Genomic DNA, 18861 nt, shown 5'->3' on the forward strand with positions numbered 1-18861 from the left:
CCGCACTGTGGCAGGCATCGCATTTTGCCTTTTGTGCTCCCCCCAGTCTAAGCAATCGTCGGCAAACTGCAAAAAAAATTGCGGCATTCGTCTTGAAAAACGCGGCGGGAAACCCATTTTAGAAACGTGGCCCAATGAGAATACGCCTGCGGGGTATTCCGGGTAATAACGACCTGTCCATGATGGAAGGTCATAAAATTCTCGCTGATTTCAGGAGCTATTTATTATGCGTAATTTCGATCTCTCTCCGCTGTATCGTTCTGCTATTGGTTTTGACCGCCTTTTTAATCTGTTAGAAAACAATCAGAGCCAGAGCAATGGCGGCTACCCTCCGTACAACGTCGAGCTGGTAGACGAAAACCATTACCGCATTGCGATCGCCGTTGCCGGCTTTGCCGAAAGCGAGCTGGAGATCACCGCCCAGGACAATCTGCTGATCGTCAAAGGTGCCCATGCCGGTGAGCCGAAAGAGCGTACCTACCTCTATCAGGGCATTGCCGAGCGCAACTTTGAGCGTAAATTCCAGATCGCGGAAAACATCCACGTTCGCGGTGCAAACCTGGTGAACGGTCTGCTGTATATCGAACTGGAACGCGTGATCCCGGAAGCGGATAAACCGCGTCGTATCGAAATCAACTAATCCCGTCGGGTCGCCCGAGCGGCCCGATATTGAAACTTGCTCGCCGTCAGGGGGCAGATGCGGGTTAACCAACCCGCGGTATTCACTCGCTTCTTAGAAGGAGAAACACATTATGCGTAACTACGATTTATCCCCGCTGCTGCGTCAATGGATCGGTTTTGACAAACTGGCCAACGCTCTGCAAACCGCCGGTGAAAGCCAGAGCTTCCCACCTTATAACATCGAAAAAAGCGACGATAACCACTATCGCATTACCCTTGCGCTGGCCGGTTTCCGTCAGGAAGATCTGGATATTCAGCTGGAAGGCACGCGCCTGAGCGTGAAGGGCGCGCCGCAGCAGGCGGAAAAAGAGACCAAGTGGCTGCATCAGGGGCTGGTAAGCCAGGCCTTTAGCCTCAGCTTTACGCTGGCCGAAAATATGGAAGTCTCCGGAGCCACCTTCAATAACGGTCTGTTGCATATCGATCTTACCCGCAATGAACCGGAAGCGGTCATCCCGCAGCGGATCGCCATTAGCGAGCGTCCGGCGCTCGACAGCTAATCTGACACCCTCATCAAAGCCCCGATCCGTCGGGGCTTTTTTTTGCCCTGCAGCGGTGAAATGACCCGCCAGAAATAGCCTCTACGCGCTTTCGATGACCCGCTGATTATTGTGCGCCAGGCTGCATACAGGCCCGGAGGCTTGGGCCATAATCCCTGTCATTACTAATGTTATTCACAGGGAAAAGACGATGAGTGATATAGCATTGACCGTCAGCGTTTTGGCGCTGGTTGCGGTCGTCGGATTGTGGATCGGCAATGTCAAAATTCGCGGCGTGGGTTTTGGCATTGGCGGCGTGCTGTTTGGCGGTATTATCGTCGGCCACTTTGTCGACCAGGCCGGCGTGACCCTCAGCGGCCCCATGCTGCACTTTATTCAGGAATTTGGCCTGATCCTCTTCGTTTACACCATCGGTATCCAGGTCGGGCCGGGGTTCTTTGCCTCTCTGCGCGTCTCAGGGCTGCGGCTCAACCTCTTTGCTATCCTTATCGTTATTCTCGGCGGCCTGGTGACCGCGGTGCTGCATAAGCTTTTTAATATTCCGCTGCCGATAGTCCTCGGTATTTTCTCCGGGGCGGTCACCAATACTCCGGCGCTGGGGGCCGGGCAGCAGATCCTGCGCGACCTTGGCGTGCCGCTCGACGTGGTAGACCAGATGGGGATGAGCTATGCCATGGCCTATCCGTTTGGCATTTGCGGCATTTTGCTCACCATGTGGCTGGTGCGTCTGTTCTTTCGCGTCAACGTCGACAAAGAGGCCCAGCAGTTTGATGAGAGCAGCGGTAACGGCCATGCGCTGCTGCAGACCATTAACGTCCGCGTTGAAAACCCTAACCTGAATAATATGGCGATTCAGGATGTGCCGATGCTCAACAGCGACAGGCTGATCTGTTCGCGCCTGAAGCGCGATGAGCTGCTGATGGTTCCGGCTCCGGGCACGCTGATCCAGACCGGCGACCTTCTGCATCTGGTGGGGCGCCCGGAGGATTTACACAATGCTCAGCTGGTGATCGGCAAGGAGGTTTCCACCTCGCTTTCCACCCGCGGTACCGATCTGAAAGTTGAGCGGGTGGTGGTGACCAGCGAGAAGATCCTCGGCAAGAAAATCCGCGATCTCAACTACAAGCAGCGCTATGACGTGGTGATCTCGCGGCTTAATCGCGCCGGCGTGGAACTGGTGGCCAGCAGCCATGCCAGCCTGCAGTTTGGCGATATCCTTAACCTGGTCGGGCGTCCGGAGGCGATTGACGCGGTTGCCGCTGAGCTGGGTAACGCGCAGCAAAAACTGCAGCAGGTACAGATGCTGCCGGTCTTTATCGGCATTGGTTTAGGGGTGCTGCTGGGTTCTATCCCGCTGTTTATTCCAGGCTTTCCCGTCGCGCTTAAGCTGGGGCTGGCCGGCGGGCCGCTGATTATGGCGCTGATCCTCGGGCGAATCGGCAGCATCGGCAAGCTGTACTGGTTTATGCCGCCCAGCGCCAACCTTGCGCTGCGCGAGCTCGGGATCGTGCTGTTTTTGGCGGTTGTTGGCCTGAAGTCGGGCGGTGATTTTATCCTGACGCTGACCCACGGCGACGGCCTGAGCTGGATAGCCTACGGTATTTTCATTACCGGCATTCCGCTGCTGACGGTCGGAATTCTGGCGCGAATGCTGCTGAAGATGAACTATCTGACCCTCTGCGGCATGCTGGCCGGTTCAATGACCGATCCCCCGGCGCTGGCCTTCGCCAACAACCTGCACGCCACCAGCGGCGCGGCGGCGCTGTCGTATGCTACGGTCTACCCGCTGGTGATGTTTTTACGCATCATCACCCCGCAGCTCCTCGCCGTGCTGTTCTGGGGGATGAGCTAACGGGCTATCGAGGTGGACGCGGCGTAAGTGGTAGTCCACCTGATATTCGCTGGCGTTGCGAAACATAACGGAATAATTGAGAAATTCGCCGCTGTCGCTATAGGAGAGCGAGGTGATGCGCAGCAGCGGCGTCTGCTCAGGGACATTCATCGATTTTGCCAGCTGCTTGTCCGCCAGCACCGGGGAGAGGCTCTCATAGTTACCGCTAATCGTTAGCCCGCACTCCTTCTCGATGTAGTCAAATTTTGACCCCTCCAGATGCACCAGCGACAGGTTACGAAACAGTTTGACCGGCATATAGCTGTCTTCCAGCATCAGGGACTTTCCGTCCACGTAGCGCACGCGTCGTGAGAAATAGATCCGCTCGTTAATCTGAATCCGCAGCTGGCTGGCAATCGCGGGCGGCGCGGGCATCACCTCGAAAATCAGCACCTGGCTGACCACCTCTTTCCCCTGCTGGCGCAGCACCTCGGCCAGGCCGGTAAGATTGGTGGTTTCGTGGTGCACGTCTTTGCGTGCAACGTAGGTGCCGCTACCGTGGCGACGAACCACCAGCCCCCAGTTCACCAGCAGGTCGATGGCTTTGCGAATGGTCATCCGCGCGACGCCAAACTCCTGCGCCAGCTTTTTCTCTCCCGGCAGCGGGCTGCCGATGTTGAAATCCGATGAATTGAGCCGCAGACGCAATCTTTCAGCAATAGATTTGTAGATCACCAGTAGACCTCTATTCCAGTATCAGAGGTAATTATCAAACCTCTGTTTCGTATTTAAAATCATTAAATTACATATGAATACGCTGACATTTTTACAGGGTGGAGATGGGGGGCATTGTTGTTGTCTATGTTTTATTAAAAAAGTAGACAACATCGCTGTAATTAAAACCATGAAAGCGATCACGAATCGCACCGACATTGCATGTTGGATGACGGGTAAATTCCTATTCTCGCTTTAGGCCGATACTCAAGACAAATAAGGCCTCTAACCCTACTGGTTGTTAAATGAGGATTTTAAAATGCTCAGTCAAATACAACGTTTTGGCGGCGCCATGTTTACCCCGGTTTTGCTGTTTCCGTTTGCCGGGATCGTGGTCGGGATTGCCATTATGTTGCGCAACCCGATGTTTGTCGGCGAAGCGCTTACGGCCCCCGATAATTTATTTGCGCAAATCGTTCACATTATTGAAGAGGGCGGCTGGACGGTATTTCGTAATATGCCGCTGATTTTCGCCGTCGGCCTGCCGATTGGCCTCGCTAAACAGGCGCAGGGCCGGGCCTGCCTCGCGGTGCTGGTCAGCTTTCTGACCTGGAACTACTTTATCAACGCGATGGGGATGACCTGGGGTCACTTCTTCGGCGTCGACTTTTCCGCTGAACCTACGGCCGGCAGCGGCCTGGCGATGATCGCCGGGATTAAAACGCTGGATACCAGCATCATTGGCGCAATTGTTATTTCCGGCTTCGTGACCGCGATTCATAACCGCTATTTTGATAAACCGCTCCCGGTTTTCCTCGGTATTTTCCAGGGCTCTTCGTTTGTCGTCATCGTGGCATTCCTGGCGATGATCCCCTGCGCCTGGCTGACGCTGCTCGGCTGGCCGAAGGTGCAGATGGGTATTGAATCTCTGCAGGCGTTTTTACGTTCGGCCGGGGCGCTCGGGGTCTGGGTTTATATTTTCCTTGAGCGGATCCTGATCCCAACCGGCCTGCACCATTTTGTCTACGGTCCGTTTATCTTCGGCCCGGCGGTAGTGGAAGGCGGCATCCAGATGTACTGGGCGCAGCATCTGCAGGAGTTCAGTCAGAGCACCGAGCCGCTGAAGGCCCTGTTCCCGGAAGGCGGCTTCGCCCTGCACGGCAACTCGAAGGTCTTTGGCTCGGTGGGTATTGCGCTGGCGCTCTACTTCACCGCCGCCCCGGAAAACCGCGTCAAGGTCGCCGGCCTGCTGATACCGGCCACCCTGACCGCCATGCTGGTCGGCATTACCGAACCGCTGGAGTTCACCTTCCTGTTTATCTCTCCGCTGCTGTTCGCCGTGCACGCCGTGCTGGCGGCGACGATGGCGACGGTGATGTATATGTGCGGCGTGGTAGGCAATTTTGGCGGCGGTTTGCTGGATCAGTTCCTGCCGCAAAACTGGATCCCGATGTTCCACAACCACGCCTCGATGATGTTTATCCAGATCGGCGTCGGGGCATGCTTCACCGGTATCTACTTCGTTATCTTCCGCACCCTGATCCTGCGACTCAACCTGAAAACGCCGGGACGGGAAGAGAGTGAAATCAAGCTCTACAGCAAGGCCGACTACCAGGCGGCGCGCGGCAAAACCAGCGCCGCAGGGGCGACGGAGACCAAACTCGGCCAGGCCGCAGGCTTCCTGCAGGCGCTGGGCGGGGCGGGCAATATCGAGAGCATCAATAACTGCGCCACCCGCCTGCGTATCACGCTGGTCGATATGGCGAAAACGCAAAGTGACGACGTCTTTAAAGCGCTGGGCGCCCACGGAGTGGTGCGGCGCGGCAACGGGATCCAGGTCATCGTTGGCCTACACGTTCCTCAGGTTCGCGACCAGCTTGAAACCCTCATCAAAGATTCTCTACAGACCGAACAAAACACCATGACGGAGGCAGTATCATGAAGAAATTCTCAGTTGTTATCGCAGGCGGCGGCAGTACTTTTACCCCGGGCATCGTATTAATGCTGTTAGCTAACCAGGACCGTTTCCCGCTGCGGGCACTGAAATTTTATGACAACGACGGCGCGCGGCAGGAGACTATCGCTGAAGCCTGTAAAGTCATTCTCAAAGAGCAGGCACCGGATATTGAGTTCAGCTACACCACCGACCCGCAGGCGGCGTTTACCGACGTGGATTTCGTGATGGCACATATTCGCGTCGGTAAATATCCGATGCGTGAAAAAGATGAAAAAATCCCCCTGCGCCACGGCGTGCTGGGCCAGGAAACCTGCGGACCTGGCGGCATCGCCTACGGTATGCGCTCTATCGGCGGCGTGCTGGAGCTGGTGGACTACATGCAAAAATATTCGCCGAACGCGTGGATGCTTAACTACTCCAACCCGGCGGCCATCGTGGCGGAAGCGACCCGCCGCCTGCGCCCGAACGCGAAAATCCTCAACATTTGCGATATGCCGATCGGTATCGAAGGGCGAATGGCGCAAATCGTTGGCCTGAAAGACCGCAAGCAGATGCGCGTGCGCTACTACGGCCTTAACCACTTCGGCTGGTGGACGTCGATTGAGGATCTGCAGGGTAACGACCTGATGCCAAAACTGCGTGAACATGTCGCTAAATATGGCTACGTTCCGCCGTCAAACGACCCGCATACCGAAGCGAGCTGGAACGATACCTTTGCCAAGGCAAAAGATGTGCAGGCGCTGGATCCGGATACCATGCCGAACACCTACCTGAAGTACTATCTGTTCCCGGACTATGTGGTGGCGCACTCCAACCCTGAGCGCACCCGCGCAAACGAGGTCATGGATCATCGCGAGAAAAACGTCTTCACTGCCTGCCGGGCCATTATTGCCGCCGGTAAATCCTCTGCCGGCGATCTGGAGATCGACGAGCACGCCTCGTACATCGTTGACCTCGCGGCGGCGATTGCCTTCAACACCCAGGAACGCATGCTGCTGATTGTGCCGAATAATGGCGCTATCCATAACTTTGACGCCGACGCGATGGTTGAAATTCCGTGCCTGGTTGGCCATAACGGGCCGGAGCCGCTAACGGTTGGCGATATCCCGAACTTCCAGAAAGGGATGATGGGCCAGCAGGTGGCGGTCGAAAAACTGGTGGTCGATGCCTGGGAACATCGCTCCTACCACAAGCTGTGGCAGGCGATTACGCTGTCGAAAACCGTGCCGAGCGCCTCCGTTGCGAAGGCTATCCTTGATGACCTGATCGCGGCCAATAAAGAGTACTGGCCAGAACTGCACTAATCTCTCCCTCTCACCGGCACCCAACGGGTGCCGGTTCTTCCCTCTTCCCCTGTTCGCGATGAATTACGCTATGCTGGAGCCTGGCCGTGGCACGAACAAGGAACCCTGATGAAAATCTCCCGCGTCGGCGAAGCGCCGGATTACCGCTTTTCACTCGCCAATGAACGTACTTTTCTCGCCTGGATCCGCACGGCGCTGGGCTTTCTCGCCGCCGGCGTCGGCCTCGATCAGCTGGCGCCCGACTTTGCCACGCCGCTGATTCGCGAAGCGCTGGCGCTGCTGCTGTGCCTGTTTGCCGGCGGCCTGGCCATTTACGGCTATCTGCGCTGGCTGAGTAATGAAAAGGCGATGCGTCTGAAACAGGACTTGCCCTATACCCGGACGCTGCTGGCGATCAGCATTCTGCTGATGATTGTGGTCGTGGTGGTGACGGGACTGGTGCTCTACGGTGGATAGGCGGCGGATGCGGCGGGAGCGTGACCCTGGCCTGCAGCCGGAGCGCACGTCGCTGGCCTGGTTCCGCACGCTGCTGGGCTACGGGGCGCTGATGGCGCTGGCAGTCAAACACAACTGGCACAGCGCGGGGGCGCTGTTCTGGCTGTCGATTGGCGTGCTGGTCGCCGTAGCCATTATTCTCTGGCGCTATACCCGCAGCCGCAATCTGATGGATATCAGCGAGAGCGATTTTGTACAATCCCGGGCGGTACGTGACAAATTTTTGATCTCCCTCGCAGTGCTTTCGCTGGCGTTAATGTTTGCTGTAACTCATCTACGGCAGATTGTTTTATTCATTAAGGATGTGACATGACAGGACGTTGCCACAGGAGGAGTGCCGCAGAGAGAGAGCTGAAGGTACTGGACGTCAATATTTATCGCCATCACTGCCAGAGCCCGCAGGAATATTATCACCAGCTACGCCAGCAGGGCGTTTCAGCGATCCGCTTTGTTCCGCAGCTTCAGCCGGAAGATGCCGAGGCCTGGGGGGAGTTCCTGTGCGCGGTTTTTGCTATTTGGGTACGCGAGGATATCGGCCGGATCCTGGTGTTGCCCTTTGAGAGCGCTCTGCGCGGCTGGTGCGGGGAAGCGGTACGTCCCGCCGACGCGCCGGTTACGCCAGATTGTTGCGACTGTCCGTGGCTGAGGCTTTGCGGCGGTGATTGCCCGCCGCTGAATGCGGAAAAGGGGCAAAACCCGCTGTGCGCGGGTTATCGCCAGTTTTACAGCATGAGCGCGCCCTATATGCGCGTCATGCGTGATCTACAAAACCAGCAGCGCTCGCCCGCCGAGCTGATGCCGCTGCTGCGCTGACGACAGGCTAGCGGCCCTTCGCCAGGTACTGCGCCATTTCTTCTTCCGGCACCATGCCGCCGCCGGTGGCCCACACCAGGTGCGTGGCATTCTGCATCTGCTCCGGGCTAAAGCCGTGCATTTGCCGGTAGGTCTCGCTTGCGCAAATATGCTGCGGCCCGGCCATGCCCGCCAGCGCCGAAGGCTCAAGGCGGATATTCTCCGCCTGCGCCAGCCAGCCCAGCATGTCGTACATCGTCTGGTCGTCGAGGGTATACAGGCCATCCAGCAGACGCTCCATCGCCCGGCCGACAAATCCCGACGCCCGGCCAACGGCGAGCCCGTCGGCGGCGGTCAGGTTATCAATACCTAAATCCTGGACCGCAATCGCGTCGTGCAGTCCGGTATAAATCCCCAGCAGCATGCAGGGCGAGTGGGTCGGTTCGGCGAAGAAGCAGCGCACGTGGTCGCCGAAGGCCAGCTTGAGGCCAAATGCCACTCCGCCAGGGCCCCCGCCAACGCCGCACGGCAGATAGACGAACAGCGGATGGTCGGCATCCACCGCGCGGCCCTGCTGAGCAAACTGGGCCTTCAGACGCTCGCCGGCGACGGCGTAGCCGAGGAACAGCGTGCGCGAGTTTTCGTCGTCGATAAAGAAGCAGTTAGGGTCTGATTCGGCGGCTTTACGCCCCTGCTCAACCGCCACGCCGTAATCCTGGTCGTACTCCACCACCGTCACGCCGTGGCTGCGCAGCTTCGCTTTTTTCCACGCCCGGGCGTCGGCGGACATATGCACGGTAACCTTAAAGCCGATGCGCGCGCTCATGATGCCAATCGACATTCCGAGGTTCCCGGTGGAGCCGACGGCGATGCTGTACTGGCTGAAGAACTGTTTAAATTCAGGCGTCAGCAGCCTGCTGTAGTCGTCCGCGGTGGCGAGCAGTCCGGCTTCCAGCGCCAGTTTTTCCGCATGGGTCAGCACCTCGTAAATGCCGCCTCGCGCTTTAATTGAGCCGGAGATCGGCAGATGGCTGTCCTTTTTCAACAGCAGCTCGCCCGCCACCGGCTGCGCAAATTCTTGTTCCAGCCGCGCTTTCATGGCCGGAATCGCCACCAGCTCGGATTCGATAATCCCGCCGGTGGCCGCGGTTTCCGGGAAGGCCTGCGCCAGATACGGCGCAAAGCGATCGAGGCGGGCGCGGGCGTCCTGGACGTCTTCGCCGGTCAGGCCGACGTAAGGTAAACCCTCGGCCAGAGCGGTGGTTGCCGGGTTAAACCAGGCGGTTTCTTTCAGGGCGATCAGCTCCTTCAGCAGCGGGAACCGGGCGATTAAAGTGGTCATGTCAGCGTTTTTCATATTACGTCTCTTGGCGCTCAGATGATGAAAGAAAGCAGGAACGTGCAGGCCAGCGCAAGTAAGGATGCGATAAATGTGGCCGTTGTATAGTATTTAAACGTCTCGCTCAGGCTCGCTCCGCAGTATTGTTTTACCAGCCAGAACAGGGAGTCGGTAACGATCGTGCAGCCAATTGCGCCTGAACCAATAGCAATGGCGATGATCTCCGGACTCACGCCGGGATAAAGCGGCAGCATCGGTGCAACGATGGCGGTTGCGCCCATCATCGCGACGGTAGCGGAGCCGACCGCCGCGTGCAGGATCAGCGCCACCAGCCAGGCCAGCAGGATGGGGTGCATATGCAGGTTCGACAGAATCACTGCCAGAGAATCTGCCAGCCCGCTGGTTTTCAGTATCGCGTTGAATGCGCCGCCGGCGCCGATAATCAGCAGGATATTGGCAATCGAGCCAAAGCCATTTTCAGTATGAGTCAGCAGGACGCTCATCCCAAGGTTCTGGCGGATGCCGAGAATGTAGTAAGCCACGAAGACGGCAATAAACATGGCGGTGATCGGGTTACCGATGAACTCCAGCAGCATGTACAGCGTGCCGCCCCTGGTCATATTCAGCTCGGCAACGGTTTTTACCAGCATCAGCGCGATAGGCAGCAGGATAGTAAAGAGCGTAGCGCCGAGCGACGGCAGCGTCTCTTCCTGACGGACTTCCAGGTTAGAAAACTCGGCGGGAACCGGCTTAAACGGCAGGCGGTTGCCGAGGAGCTTAAGGAACAGAGGGCCGCCAACCAGCGAGGCCACCAGCCCGACCAGCAGGCCGTAGACGATAACCGTCCCGATATCGGCGCCAAGCTTATTGGCAACGAACAGCGCGGCCGGATGCGGCGGAACCACGCAGTGGACGGCCATCAGCGCGGTACACAGCGGAATCGCCAGCTTCAGCAGCGAGGTGTGGGTCTTTTTGGCAATGGAGAATGCCAGCGGGATCAGCAGCACGACGCCAACTTCCACAAACAGCGTAATCCCGCAAATCAGGCCCACCAGTACCATAATGACGTCAACCGATAGCCAGCGGCAGCGCTGGAGCGTCAGGCCGATACGCTCTGCGGCGCCGGAGACCTCCATCATTTTACCCAGGATGGTGCCGAGGCCGATAACCGCCGCAAGGAAGCCCAGGGTTCCGCCAATCCCGCTTTCAATGGCGTTCACCATATCCAGCGGGCTCATTCCCATCATTGCGCCGACAAAAAAGCTGGCTAACAGCAGCGCCAGGAAGGGGTGAAACTTCAGTTTGACGATAGTTAACACGATCAGCACGATGCTTATCAGCAGCGTGCTCACAACCCAAATCTGCGACTCCATACCCCACCTCGCCTGTGAATAATCTGCGCTTATTGAACAGAAAAACGCCACCGGCTGACAAACGATATAATTGGCTCTTCAGGTGAATTAGATTGAATCAAATGAGTGATTAACGTCTAAAAATGGCGTTATTTTGCGTTATGGGTCACTTTTATTCATCTTTAAGACGACGGTTGGCGGCCGTTTTCTTTACAATCAGCGCTGATAAAATCGGGGGAGACGCAGGATGGATGCGCAACAAGAGAGGGGTAACCGGCTACTCAACGGCTGGCAGCTGTCAAAGCTCTATACCTTTGAGGTGGCCGCGCGGCACGAATCTTTTGCCCTGGCGGCGGAAGAGCTGTCGTTGACGCCCAGCGCGGTGAGCCACCGCATGAACCAGCTTGAAGAGGAGCTGGGTATTCAGCTGTTCGTCCGCTCGCACCGCAAGGTGGAGCTGACCCACGAAGGCAGGCGGGTGTTCTGGGCGCTGAAGTCATCCCTCGATAGCCTCAATCAGGAGATACTGGATATCAAAAACCAGGAGCTGTCCGGGACCCTGACGGTCTACTCGCGGCCGTCGATCGCCCAGTGCTGGCTGGTCCCGGCGCTGGGCGACTTTACCCGCCGCTACCCGTCGATCTCGCTGACCGTGCTGACCGGCAACGATAACGTCAATATGCAGCGCGCCGGCATCGACCTGGCTATCTACTTTGACGATTTGCCCTCCTCACAGCTCAGCCACCACTTCCTGATGGACGAGGCGATTGTGCCGGTATGCAGCCCGGACTATGCCCGCCAGCACCAGCTGCAGCAGAATCCCGATAACCTCCAGCACTGCACGCTGCTGCACGATCGCCAGGCCTGGAGCAATGACTCCGGCACCGACGAGTGGTTTAGCTGGGCGCAGCAGTTTGGGATTAATATGCCGCAATCGTCGGGGATTGGCTTCGATCGTTCCGATTTAGCGGTGATAGCGGCGATGAACCACGTCGGCGTGGCGATGGGGCGAAAAAGGCTGGTGCAAAAGCGGCTGGAGAGCGGGGAGCTGATCGCGCCGTTTGGCGAGATGACGCTGAAATGCCATCAGCACTACTATGTGACCACGCTGCCGGGGCGCCAGTGGCCAAAAATCGACGCCTTTATCAACTGGCTGCAGAGCCGGGTGCAATCATAATGGCCTCGAGCTGAATCGTGCGCCCGGGCAGGACGCTTTGCGTCGCGGCCCGGGGAGAACTGCGGAAGCCCTAAACCGGCTGCTGATGGCGGCTAAAGCGCGACGCCAGCGGCAGCCAGCACAGCATAATCAGCAGCCCCATCAGCATCATCAGCAATCCGAGGCTGCCCTGGCCGGTCTGCGGCATCATCGCCGATAGCCAGGCCAGGACGCCGGAGCCGATATTCTGCAGGCCGCCAACCAGCGCGCCGGCGGTACCGGCGAGGAACGGGAACGGCTCCATTGCGCCGCTGGTTGCCAGCGGAAACAGCATTCCGGCACCGAAGAAGAACAGCGCGGCCGGCACCAGCAGCGTCCAGACGGTCATGACGCCCATCAGCCCTGGAAGCCACATCATAATTCCCGCCAGCAGGCAGCAAATCACCGATTGCCACATCAGCGTCGGGAAGCGCTTGTTCGGACGCCCGGCGAACCAGGCGCCGAAGAAGGCCGCCGGGATCGGCAAAATAAACAGGATGCTGACCGCCATGCTGCTCAAGCCCAGCACGGCGCCCATCAGCACGCCGGAGCAGGCCTCAAAAACGGCAATTCCCGCGAGGCCGCCAACCAGCATCAGCAGATAGCAGTTGAACGCGCCGTTGCCGAAAAGCGTTCTGTAGCTGGTGGTGAGGCGGGTCCGCGGCGCGCCGGCCGGGCGGGTTTCCGGCATCCAGCGCGCCATGCTGAAGGTCACCACGGCGCACAGTACCAGCAGGAAGGCGTAGCAGGCGCGCCAGCTCCACAGCGTATTGAGGACCCCGCCAAGCAGCGGCGCCAGCAGCGGGCTGACCAGAATCCCCATATTCAACAGGCTGTTGGCGTGCCTGAGCTGCGCGCCTTCGTACAGATCGCGCGGCAGGGTACGCGCCATGACGCCGCCAACGCCGGTGCCCATTCCCTGGATCGCGCTGGCGATAATCAGCACCGTCAGGCTATGGGTGGTGATGGCAACCAGCGTCGCCAGCATAAAGATAGACATCCCGACCAGAATTACCGGGCGTCTCCCCACGCGGTCGGACAGCGGCCCGTAAAAGAGCTGCGATACGCCGTAGGTCAGCAAGTAGGCCGCCATCACGCTCTGCACGGCGCCCTCGCGGGCGTTGAGCGAGACGGCCATGTCGGCAATCGCCGGAATATATATGGTCTGCGCCATCTGGCCAACGGCCACCAGCACGACCAGCATCAACAACAAATTGAAGTTCTTATGCCGTTTCATGTCGATGAATACTTTGTTAGTAGAGATAAATGAAGAATATGTGACTGGCACATACGGTAAACGATGGAGGAATCTACCACATAAAAATAACAGAACAACCACCCGGCGGCGATTGTCGGGGAATTAAAGGCAGGTTTTGTAAACAATAATCGGCAACTAATGTTGCCATGATGCGCTAAGAGAGGCGCAGCAGGATCGCGCCGGCCGCGATGCCGCAGGCGGCGGCAATGCGCAGCGGTATGACCCGCTCTTTAAGCAGCACAAAGGCGATGAGCGCGCCGAACAGAATGGAGGTTTCACGCAGCGCGGCAACCACCGCCAGCGGCGCCTGGGTCATGGCCCACAGCGCCAGGCCGTAGGAGCCCATGGTGCTGACGCCTCCGAGCAGCCCCTTGTGCCAGTGCTGGCGCAGATAGCGGCTGACTTCACGCCGACGAGCGATCGTCGCCCAGACCAGCAGGCAGCTTCCGTTCATCAAAAAGGACCACAGCGTGTAGCCCAGCGCAGAGCCGGAGAGCCTGACGCCGGTACCATCAACCAGGGTATAGCCGGCAATAAAGCAGGCGTTAATCAGCGCCAGCACCACGCCGCGGCGCGAGCTGGCGCGCCCGTTGTAGGCCATCGCCAGGATCGCCAGACAGATGACTCCGATGCCCGCCCATGCCAGAGGGGAGAGGCGATCGCCGAGAAACACGACGCTCACTATCGCCACCAGCAGCGGCGCCGTGCCGCGCATCAGCGGATAGGTCTGGCTCATGTCCGACACCTGGTAGGTTTTTGCTACCAGTACCGTGTAAACCACCTGCAGGGCGCTGGAAAGCAGCAGATACGGCGCGCTGGCGAGGGACGGCTGCGGCGCGAAAGGCAGCAGCAGCAGGGCGATGACCGCCGCCGAACCGCTCACGCTAATTGCCGCGTACATCTTGTCGCCGCTGGCTTTGACGATCGCATTCCAGCTAGCGTGCAGCAGGGCGGCGAACAGCAGAATGCAGAAAACGTTTATCGTCATCAGGGTGGGGCACAGTGGGGACAGGGTAGTGAAACTGTAACATGCGCTTTTTCACCCAGCCAGAGGCGGCTACAGCGAGCAGAACAGGCGATGCGTCACCCGCGGCTCATCGTAAACCGGACGAAATCCCAGGCTTTCATAAAACGGCCAGGCCGACGACGGCGCATGGGTATTGAGGAAATCGAACCAGGTGCCGGAATGGGCGATCGCCGCCACCAGCAGCTGCTGCCCGATGCCCTGGCGACGGTAGCGCTCGCCGATGTACAGATGACGAATGCGCCCGGCCCGCGGCTGCTGGCTGTAGGCGTCAACGTTCAGCCCGCAAACGCCCACCAGCTCTCCACCACGGAAGGCCCCAAGCAGCTTTTCTCCCGGCGCGTTAAAGCGGTTTTCTCCGCTCTGCCAGTTCTCCGCCAGGCGGCGCAGCATATTAAAGTGCTGGGCGAGGCTTTCGCTACGCAGGGCGAGAAAGCCGGCGTCGTCTGGCGTGGTGGCAGCAATCAGCAGCGGTGGCATAAGTTTCTCCATCAGTTGGCGCAGGTGAAGGGAGACCGCCTGTAGAGGGGCGGTTTCCCGCCCCTCCCAGGTGCGACCTGAACCTGAATCAGCGGAACTGTTTCAGGACAGCATCAAGCAGTTGCAACAGGGCAACCATGAGTTTCAGGATAAGAACGATAATATCCATCGTGCCCATACGCGTCTCCTCGGTAAAGGAGCACAGCCGGCTGGCGTACCTTTCCGCCGCCTGTTGCCAGCCAGGGTCTACGCCGCCTGCCTGAACACGTTGCCGTGCCCGGAAGGCATTAGCGTATTTGTTGACGTAACACAGTGTGCTCTTTCAGGGTTAAGGCGCTGACGGCACCACCCGTTTCAGCCAGGACTTGATTGCGCCGGTAAACATGCGGCCCCCGAATGGCACAGAGTGAACGCTTTCAGTATAAGCATTCACTGTATAAATAAACAGTATTTTTCTCGACAAAAATCCACCGCCGATCCATACTCTATTTTATGAAAAACCCTGGCTAAAATTGCGTGAACTTCCGCGAACGCGTATACTTTTGGCGTTGACGTAATACAGTGTGCTTGCGGTTACCAGCCGCAAAAATGCTGAAAAAAACCTCGCTGCGGCGGGGTTTTTTGCTTTCCGACACCGGGTTAAAAAATTGTGATCCTCTGCGCAAATTTCCGTGGTTGAAAATAAATCCATTGTTTAATGGCCGCGGCTGTGTTTGTATAAATTCAGTTAATTTTTCGACACAAAGGCCCCTAATGAACGCTTCCATGCTGACTTCGACCCTACTAAAAACCGCGCCTGCCGCGGTGGTCGTCGTGCGTGTGGTGGTCGTCGTCGGCAATGCGCCGTAGGGTCCGGAACAACACGATTCCAAACCCCGCCGGCGCAAACCGAGCGGGGTTTTTTTTCGACCCTCGCCCGGTAGGTCGGCTCAGAATAAAAGGACTGGAGCATGGCAAGTTCGGGCACAGCATCACACAAAATGCGCTTTACCGGCGCGCAGTTAGTTGTTCATTTACTGGAACGTCAGGGGATCACCACGGTAACGGGTATTCCGGGCGGCTCCATTCTGCCGGTCTACGACGCGTTAAGCCAAAGCAAGCAGATTCGCCATATTCTGGCGCGTCACGAGCAGGGGGCCGGATTTATCGCCCAGGGCATGGCGCGCACCGAGGGCAAGCCGGCGGTTTGTATGGCCTGCAGCGGCCCGGGGGCGACGAACCTGATCACCGCCATCGCCGACGCGCGTCTGGATTCAATCCCGCTAGTCTGCATTACCGGCCAGGTGCCGGCCTCAATGATCGGCACCGATGCGTTCCAGGAAGTCGATACCTACGGCATCTCTATCCCCATCACTAAACACAACTACCTGGTTCGCGACATTGCCGAGCTGCCGCAGGTGATAAGCGACGCTTTTCGTATTGCGCAGTCCGGGCGCCCGGGGCCGGTGTGGATAGATATTCCTAAGGACGTGCAGACCGCAACCATCGAGCTGGATGCATTACCCGATCCCGGCGTTCGCGCGGCGGCGCCTGAGTTTGACGGCGCCAGCGTACGCGAAGCGGCGGCGATGATTAATGCCGCTAAACGCCCGGTGCTCTATCTGGGCGGCGGGGTGATTAATGCTCCGGAGCAGGTTCGCCAGCTGGCGGAAAAAGCCAACCTGCCGACCACCATGACCCTGATGGCGCTGGGCATGCTGCCGAAGGCGCACCCGCTGTCGCTGGGCATGCTCGGCATGCACGGTGCGCGTAGCACCAACTTTACGCTGCAGGAAGCTGATTTACTGATTGTTTTAGGCGCGCGTTTTGATGACCGGGCGATTGGTAAAACCGAGCAGTTCTGCCCGAATGCGCAGATTATTCACGTCGATATCGACCGCTCCGAGCTGGGTAAAATCAAACAGCCGCACGTGGCTATCCAGGGCGATGTTGCCGAGGTTCTGGCGCAGCTGATTCCGCAGGTTGCAGCGCAGCCGCGGGATGAGTGGCGCCAGCTGGTTGCCGACCTGCAGCGCGAGTTCCCGTGCACCATCCCGCAGCAGCAGGACCCGCTCTCTCATTACGGTTTGATCAATGCCGTCGCCGCCTGCGTGGATGATGAAGCGATTATCACCACCGACGTGGGCCAGCACCAGATGTGGACCGCGCAGGCCTATCCGCTGAATCGCCCCCGCCAGTGGCTGACCTCAGGCGGCCTGGGCACTATGGGCTTTGGCCTGCCGGCGGCGGTTGGCGCAGCCCTGGCGAACCCGCAGCGGAAGGTTATCTGCTTCTCCGGCGACGGCAGCCTGATGATGAACATTCAGGAGATGGCCACCGCCGCTGAAAATCAGCTCGACGTAAAAATTATTCTGATGAACAACGAAGCGCTGGGCCTGGTGCATCAGCAACAGAGCCTGTTCTACCCGCAGGGCGTGTTTGCCGCCACCTATCCGGGGATGATTAACTTTATGCAGATTGCCGCCGGCTTCGGCCTGCAAACCTGCGACTTAAATCATGAAGCCGATCCGCAGGCGGCGCTGCAGGCGATAATTGACCGTCCTGGCCCGGCGCTGATTCATGTGCGAATCGATGCCGAAGAAAAAGTCTATCCGATGGTACCGCCGGGTGCGGCAAATACAGAAATGGTGGGGGAATAAACCATGCAACAGCAGACTCATGACAACGTTATTCTGGAACTCACCGTACGCAACCACCCTGGGGTCATGACCCACGTTTGCGGCCTGTTCGCCCGTCGTGCCTTCAACGTGGAAGGCATCCTCTGCCTGCCGATTCAAAACAGCAATCAGAGCCACATCTGGCTGCTGGTCAATAACGACCAGCGTCTCGAGCAGATGATCAGCCAAATCGATAAGCTGGAAGACGTCGAGAAGGTGACGCGCAATCAGTCCGATCCTTCCATGTTTAATAAAATCGCCGTCTTTTTCGAGTGAGCTAGTCGCTCGTCGAATCCGGCGTGATGACTTTTACCGACCCGTTCCGGCAGTGCAGCGCGTAGTCTGCCGGCAGGGGACGATCGCTGATCAGGACATCAAAGGCCGATAGCGGGGCGATGCTGGCGGGCGCGACGTCATCGAACAACCCGTAGCGGGCGAGCAGGATTTTGCGTAACCCGCGATCCAGCGCCTTGCGTTTAGTGGTGAGATCGTCGGGGTTAAACCAGCTAACGCCAAAATGTTCGTGCACGCCGCTGGCGGAGATAAACACCTTTCGCGGATTCAGCGAATCGAGAGCCGAGGGGTTGCTGGCATCATAAAACGCATCGCTCTTGGCCCGGTAGGTGCCGCCGCAGAGGATCGCGGTGGCGTTAGGCTTTTCATTCAGCGCCACAAACACCCGGTGCGAGTAGCAAATTCCGGTAAAGGTAATGTCATCCGGGATCATGCCGATCACCAGCGGCATCTCGCTGCCGTTATCGAAAAAGACGAGGTCGTTTTCGCTTACCAGCCCGGCGGCGAGGATGGCGACGGATAAATCGTCCCGGTGGTGGGGGCTTTTGCCCGCCGGCGGAGCGCTGACCGAGGGCGATGAGGGTTTGTTCACCATCACCACGTACCCGCCCAGAAGAGTCAGCGGCAGCGGTTGGTCATTCTCGAGGCTGAGATCCCGACGAATGGTCATCACCGAAACTTCCAGCATCCGTGCGGCTTCTTTGAGATGGATGCGGTCGGTTTTCTTGAGCAGCTCCATCAGACGCCGGATACGTTCTTTTTGCTTTGTTTCCATTCACCTTCTCCGCAAGTTTGGGCGAAAATGTTCCTTTAGTAACATTTTTCGTTCGTCGAAACATTCTGCATTCACACTACTATACTGTGGGCTATCAAGAATTAAAAGCGGGTAAGATCGCACCTCTTAAATTATAAGTATTTTATTTTCAGTACGTTATGTTTATTTCTCGGACTTGTTGTTTTACGGGCATGCCGAGCGGCTGAACAGAGG

The 18861-nt window shown here is 58.1% G+C and carries 20 protein-coding genes and 1 other annotated feature; of the genes, 12 read left to right on the forward strand and 8 right to left on the reverse strand.

Annotation, left to right across the window (positions count from 1 at the left end):
• Nucleotides 1-158: 158 nt before the first annotated feature.
• Nucleotides 159-233, forward strand: a sequence feature (ROSE (Repression Of Heat Shock gene Expression) occurs in the 5'-region of heat shock genes and acts as an RNA thermometer to modulate expression.).
• The 3 genes from ibpA to MMW58_RS00080 all read left to right on the forward strand — a co-directional run bounded on the left by ibpA (nt 227) and on the right by MMW58_RS00080 (nt 3033).
• A complete protein-coding gene (gene ibpA / locus MMW58_RS00070; protein WP_041143322.1) occupies nt 227-640 on the forward strand; it encodes a small heat shock chaperone IbpA in 414 nt (137 codons plus the stop codon). It overlaps the preceding feature by 7 nt.
• A gap of 112 nt (nt 641-752) precedes the next feature.
• Nucleotides 753-1181, forward strand: coding sequence for a small heat shock chaperone IbpB (gene ibpB, locus MMW58_RS00075; RefSeq protein WP_133600254.1), 429 nt, complete (start codon nt 753-755; stop codon nt 1179-1181).
• Nucleotides 1182-1371: 190 nt separating this feature from the next.
• The gene (locus MMW58_RS00080) at nt 1372-3033 is read left to right on the forward strand and encodes a putative transporter (protein WP_133600253.1); all 1662 of its coding nucleotides are present in this window, start codon (nt 1372-1374) and stop codon (nt 3031-3033) included.
• On the opposite strand, the gene MMW58_RS00085 is transcribed toward MMW58_RS00080, so the two are convergent.
• Nucleotides 2980-3747, reverse strand: a complete 768-nt coding sequence (locus MMW58_RS00085; protein ID WP_041143319.1) for a GntR family transcriptional regulator — start codon at nt 3745-3747, stop codon at nt 2980-2982. The genes MMW58_RS00080 and MMW58_RS00085 overlap by 54 nt on opposite strands.
• Before the next feature lie 298 nt (nt 3748-4045).
• Between MMW58_RS00085 and MMW58_RS00090 the strand changes: the two genes are divergently transcribed.
• The 5 genes from MMW58_RS00090 to MMW58_RS00110 all read left to right on the forward strand — a co-directional run bounded on the left by MMW58_RS00090 (nt 4046) and on the right by MMW58_RS00110 (nt 8295).
• On the forward strand, nt 4046-5668 hold the full coding sequence (locus tag MMW58_RS00090) for an alpha-glucoside-specific PTS transporter subunit IIBC (protein WP_133600252.1): 1623 nt from the start codon (nt 4046-4048) through the stop codon (nt 5666-5668).
• Entirely contained in the window at nt 5665-6987 is a 1323-nt protein-coding gene (locus tag MMW58_RS00095) for a 6-phospho-alpha-glucosidase (RefSeq protein ID WP_041143317.1), read from the forward strand. The genes MMW58_RS00090 and MMW58_RS00095 overlap by 4 nt, the downstream gene beginning before the upstream one ends.
• A gap of 108 nt (nt 6988-7095) precedes the next feature.
• Complete coding sequence (locus tag MMW58_RS00100; protein WP_095102437.1) at nt 7096-7443, forward strand: YidH family protein; 348 nt, start codon at nt 7096-7098, stop codon at nt 7441-7443.
• 7 nt (nt 7444-7450) lie between these two features.
• Nucleotides 7451-7795: a DUF202 domain-containing protein gene (locus MMW58_RS00105; RefSeq protein WP_133600250.1), complete on the forward strand. Its 345-nt coding sequence runs from the start codon at nt 7451-7453 to the stop codon at nt 7793-7795.
• 59 nt (nt 7796-7854) lie between these two features.
• Nucleotides 7855-8295, forward strand: a complete 441-nt coding sequence (locus MMW58_RS00110) for a radical SAM protein (protein ID WP_241723788.1) — start codon at nt 7855-7857, stop codon at nt 8293-8295.
• A 7-nt stretch (nt 8296-8302) separates the two neighbouring features.
• On the opposite strand, the gene dsdA is transcribed toward MMW58_RS00110, so the two are convergent.
• The gene (dsdA, locus tag MMW58_RS00115; protein ID WP_241722557.1) at nt 8303-9631 is read right to left on the reverse strand and encodes a D-serine ammonia-lyase; all 1329 of its coding nucleotides are present in this window, start codon (nt 9629-9631) and stop codon (nt 8303-8305) included.
• A 17-nt stretch (nt 9632-9648) separates the two neighbouring features.
• Nucleotides 9649-10986 (reverse strand): D-serine transporter DsdX, encoded by a 1338-nt coding sequence (dsdX, locus tag MMW58_RS00120; RefSeq protein WP_159236671.1) that lies wholly within the window; start codon nt 10984-10986, stop codon nt 9649-9651.
• Between the two features lie 226 nt (nt 10987-11212).
• On the opposite strand from dsdX, the gene dsdC reads away from it, so the two are divergent.
• The gene (gene dsdC, locus MMW58_RS00125) at nt 11213-12142 is read left to right on the forward strand and encodes a DNA-binding transcriptional regulator DsdC (protein WP_133600246.1); all 930 of its coding nucleotides are present in this window, start codon (nt 11213-11215) and stop codon (nt 12140-12142) included.
• A gap of 70 nt (nt 12143-12212) precedes the next feature.
• Here the strand turns inward: dsdC and emrD are convergent, their stop codons facing one another.
• The 4 genes from emrD to tisB form a co-directional block, all read right to left on the reverse strand.
• Nucleotides 12213-13397 (reverse strand): multidrug efflux MFS transporter EmrD, encoded by a 1185-nt coding sequence (gene emrD / locus MMW58_RS00130; protein WP_159236670.1) that lies wholly within the window; start codon nt 13395-13397, stop codon nt 12213-12215.
• A gap of 175 nt (nt 13398-13572) precedes the next feature.
• Nucleotides 13573-14406: a DMT family transporter gene (locus MMW58_RS00135; RefSeq protein WP_133600244.1), complete on the reverse strand. Its 834-nt coding sequence runs from the start codon at nt 14404-14406 to the stop codon at nt 13573-13575.
• A 69-nt stretch (nt 14407-14475) separates the two neighbouring features.
• Complete coding sequence (locus tag MMW58_RS00140) at nt 14476-14922, reverse strand: GNAT family N-acetyltransferase (protein ID WP_133600243.1); 447 nt, start codon at nt 14920-14922, stop codon at nt 14476-14478.
• Between the two features lie 88 nt (nt 14923-15010).
• The gene (tisB, locus tag MMW58_RS00145; RefSeq protein WP_072051767.1) at nt 15011-15100 is read right to left on the reverse strand and encodes a type I toxin-antitoxin system toxin TisB; all 90 of its coding nucleotides are present in this window, start codon (nt 15098-15100) and stop codon (nt 15011-15013) included.
• 575 nt (nt 15101-15675) lie between these two features.
• Here tisB and ivbL point away from each other — a divergent pair.
• The 3 genes from ivbL to ilvN all read left to right on the forward strand — a co-directional run bounded on the left by ivbL (nt 15676) and on the right by ilvN (nt 17855).
• Complete coding sequence (gene ivbL / locus MMW58_RS00150; protein ID WP_071844866.1) at nt 15676-15771, forward strand: ilvB operon leader peptide IvbL; 96 nt, start codon at nt 15676-15678, stop codon at nt 15769-15771.
• Nucleotides 15772-15872: 101 nt separating this feature from the next.
• Complete coding sequence (gene ilvB, locus MMW58_RS00155; RefSeq protein ID WP_133600241.1) at nt 15873-17561, forward strand: acetolactate synthase large subunit; 1689 nt, start codon at nt 15873-15875, stop codon at nt 17559-17561.
• A gap of 3 nt (nt 17562-17564) precedes the next feature.
• Nucleotides 17565-17855: an acetolactate synthase small subunit gene (gene ilvN / locus MMW58_RS00160; RefSeq protein WP_041143308.1), complete on the forward strand. Its 291-nt coding sequence runs from the start codon at nt 17565-17567 to the stop codon at nt 17853-17855.
• Nucleotide 17856: 1 nt separating this feature from the next.
• Here ilvN and MMW58_RS00165 read toward each other — a convergent pair whose 3' ends face one another.
• The gene (locus MMW58_RS00165; RefSeq protein ID WP_241722558.1) at nt 17857-18648 is read right to left on the reverse strand and encodes a DeoR family transcriptional regulator; all 792 of its coding nucleotides are present in this window, start codon (nt 18646-18648) and stop codon (nt 17857-17859) included.
• Nucleotides 18649-18861: the final 213 nt, after the last annotated feature.

The sequence above is a fragment of the Klebsiella sp. HC6 genome (assembly GCF_022605325.1).
Taxonomy (GTDB): Bacteria; Pseudomonadota; Gammaproteobacteria; order Enterobacterales; family Enterobacteriaceae; genus Klebsiella; species Klebsiella terrigena.

Bases quoted from the DNA above. Each gene is read 5' to 3' on its own strand.
- ibpA (WP_041143322.1), top strand. From the start codon at position 227: ATGCGTAATTTCGATCTCTCTCCGCTGTATCGTTCTGCTATTGGTTTT.
- ibpB (WP_133600254.1), top strand. From the start codon at position 753: ATGCGTAACTACGATTTATCCCCGCTGCTGCGTCAATGGATCGGTTTT.
- MMW58_RS00080 (WP_133600253.1), top strand. From the start codon at position 1,372: ATGAGTGATATAGCATTGACCGTCAGCGTTTTGGCGCTGGTTGCGGTC.
- MMW58_RS00090 (WP_133600252.1), top strand. From the start codon at position 4,046: ATGCTCAGTCAAATACAACGTTTTGGCGGCGCCATGTTTACCCCGGTT.
- MMW58_RS00095 (WP_041143317.1), top strand. From the start codon at position 5,665: ATGAAGAAATTCTCAGTTGTTATCGCAGGCGGCGGCAGTACTTTTACC.
- MMW58_RS00100 (WP_095102437.1), top strand. From the start codon at position 7,096: ATGAAAATCTCCCGCGTCGGCGAAGCGCCGGATTACCGCTTTTCACTC.
- MMW58_RS00105 (WP_133600250.1), top strand. From the start codon at position 7,451: ATGCGGCGGGAGCGTGACCCTGGCCTGCAGCCGGAGCGCACGTCGCTG.
- dsdA (WP_241722557.1), bottom strand. From the start codon at position 9,631: ATGAAAAACGCTGACATGACCACTTTAATCGCCCGGTTCCCGCTGCTG.
- dsdX (WP_159236671.1), bottom strand. From the start codon at position 10,986: ATGGAGTCGCAGATTTGGGTTGTGAGCACGCTGCTGATAAGCATCGTG.
- dsdC (WP_133600246.1), top strand. From the start codon at position 11,213: ATGGATGCGCAACAAGAGAGGGGTAACCGGCTACTCAACGGCTGGCAG.
- emrD (WP_159236670.1), bottom strand. From the start codon at position 13,397: ATGAAACGGCATAAGAACTTCAATTTGTTGTTGATGCTGGTCGTGCTG.
- MMW58_RS00135 (WP_133600244.1), bottom strand. From the start codon at position 14,406: ATGACGATAAACGTTTTCTGCATTCTGCTGTTCGCCGCCCTGCTGCAC.
- MMW58_RS00140 (WP_133600243.1), bottom strand. From the start codon at position 14,922: ATGCCACCGCTGCTGATTGCTGCCACCACGCCAGACGACGCCGGCTTT.
- tisB (WP_072051767.1), bottom strand. From the start codon at position 15,100: ATGGGCACGATGGATATTATCGTTCTTATCCTGAAACTCATGGTTGCC.
- ivbL (WP_071844866.1), top strand. From the start codon at position 15,676: ATGAACGCTTCCATGCTGACTTCGACCCTACTAAAAACCGCGCCTGCC.
- ilvB (WP_133600241.1), top strand. From the start codon at position 15,873: ATGGCAAGTTCGGGCACAGCATCACACAAAATGCGCTTTACCGGCGCG.
- ilvN (WP_041143308.1), top strand. From the start codon at position 17,565: ATGCAACAGCAGACTCATGACAACGTTATTCTGGAACTCACCGTACGC.
- MMW58_RS00165 (WP_241722558.1), bottom strand. From the start codon at position 18,648: ATGGAAACAAAGCAAAAAGAACGTATCCGGCGTCTGATGGAGCTGCTC.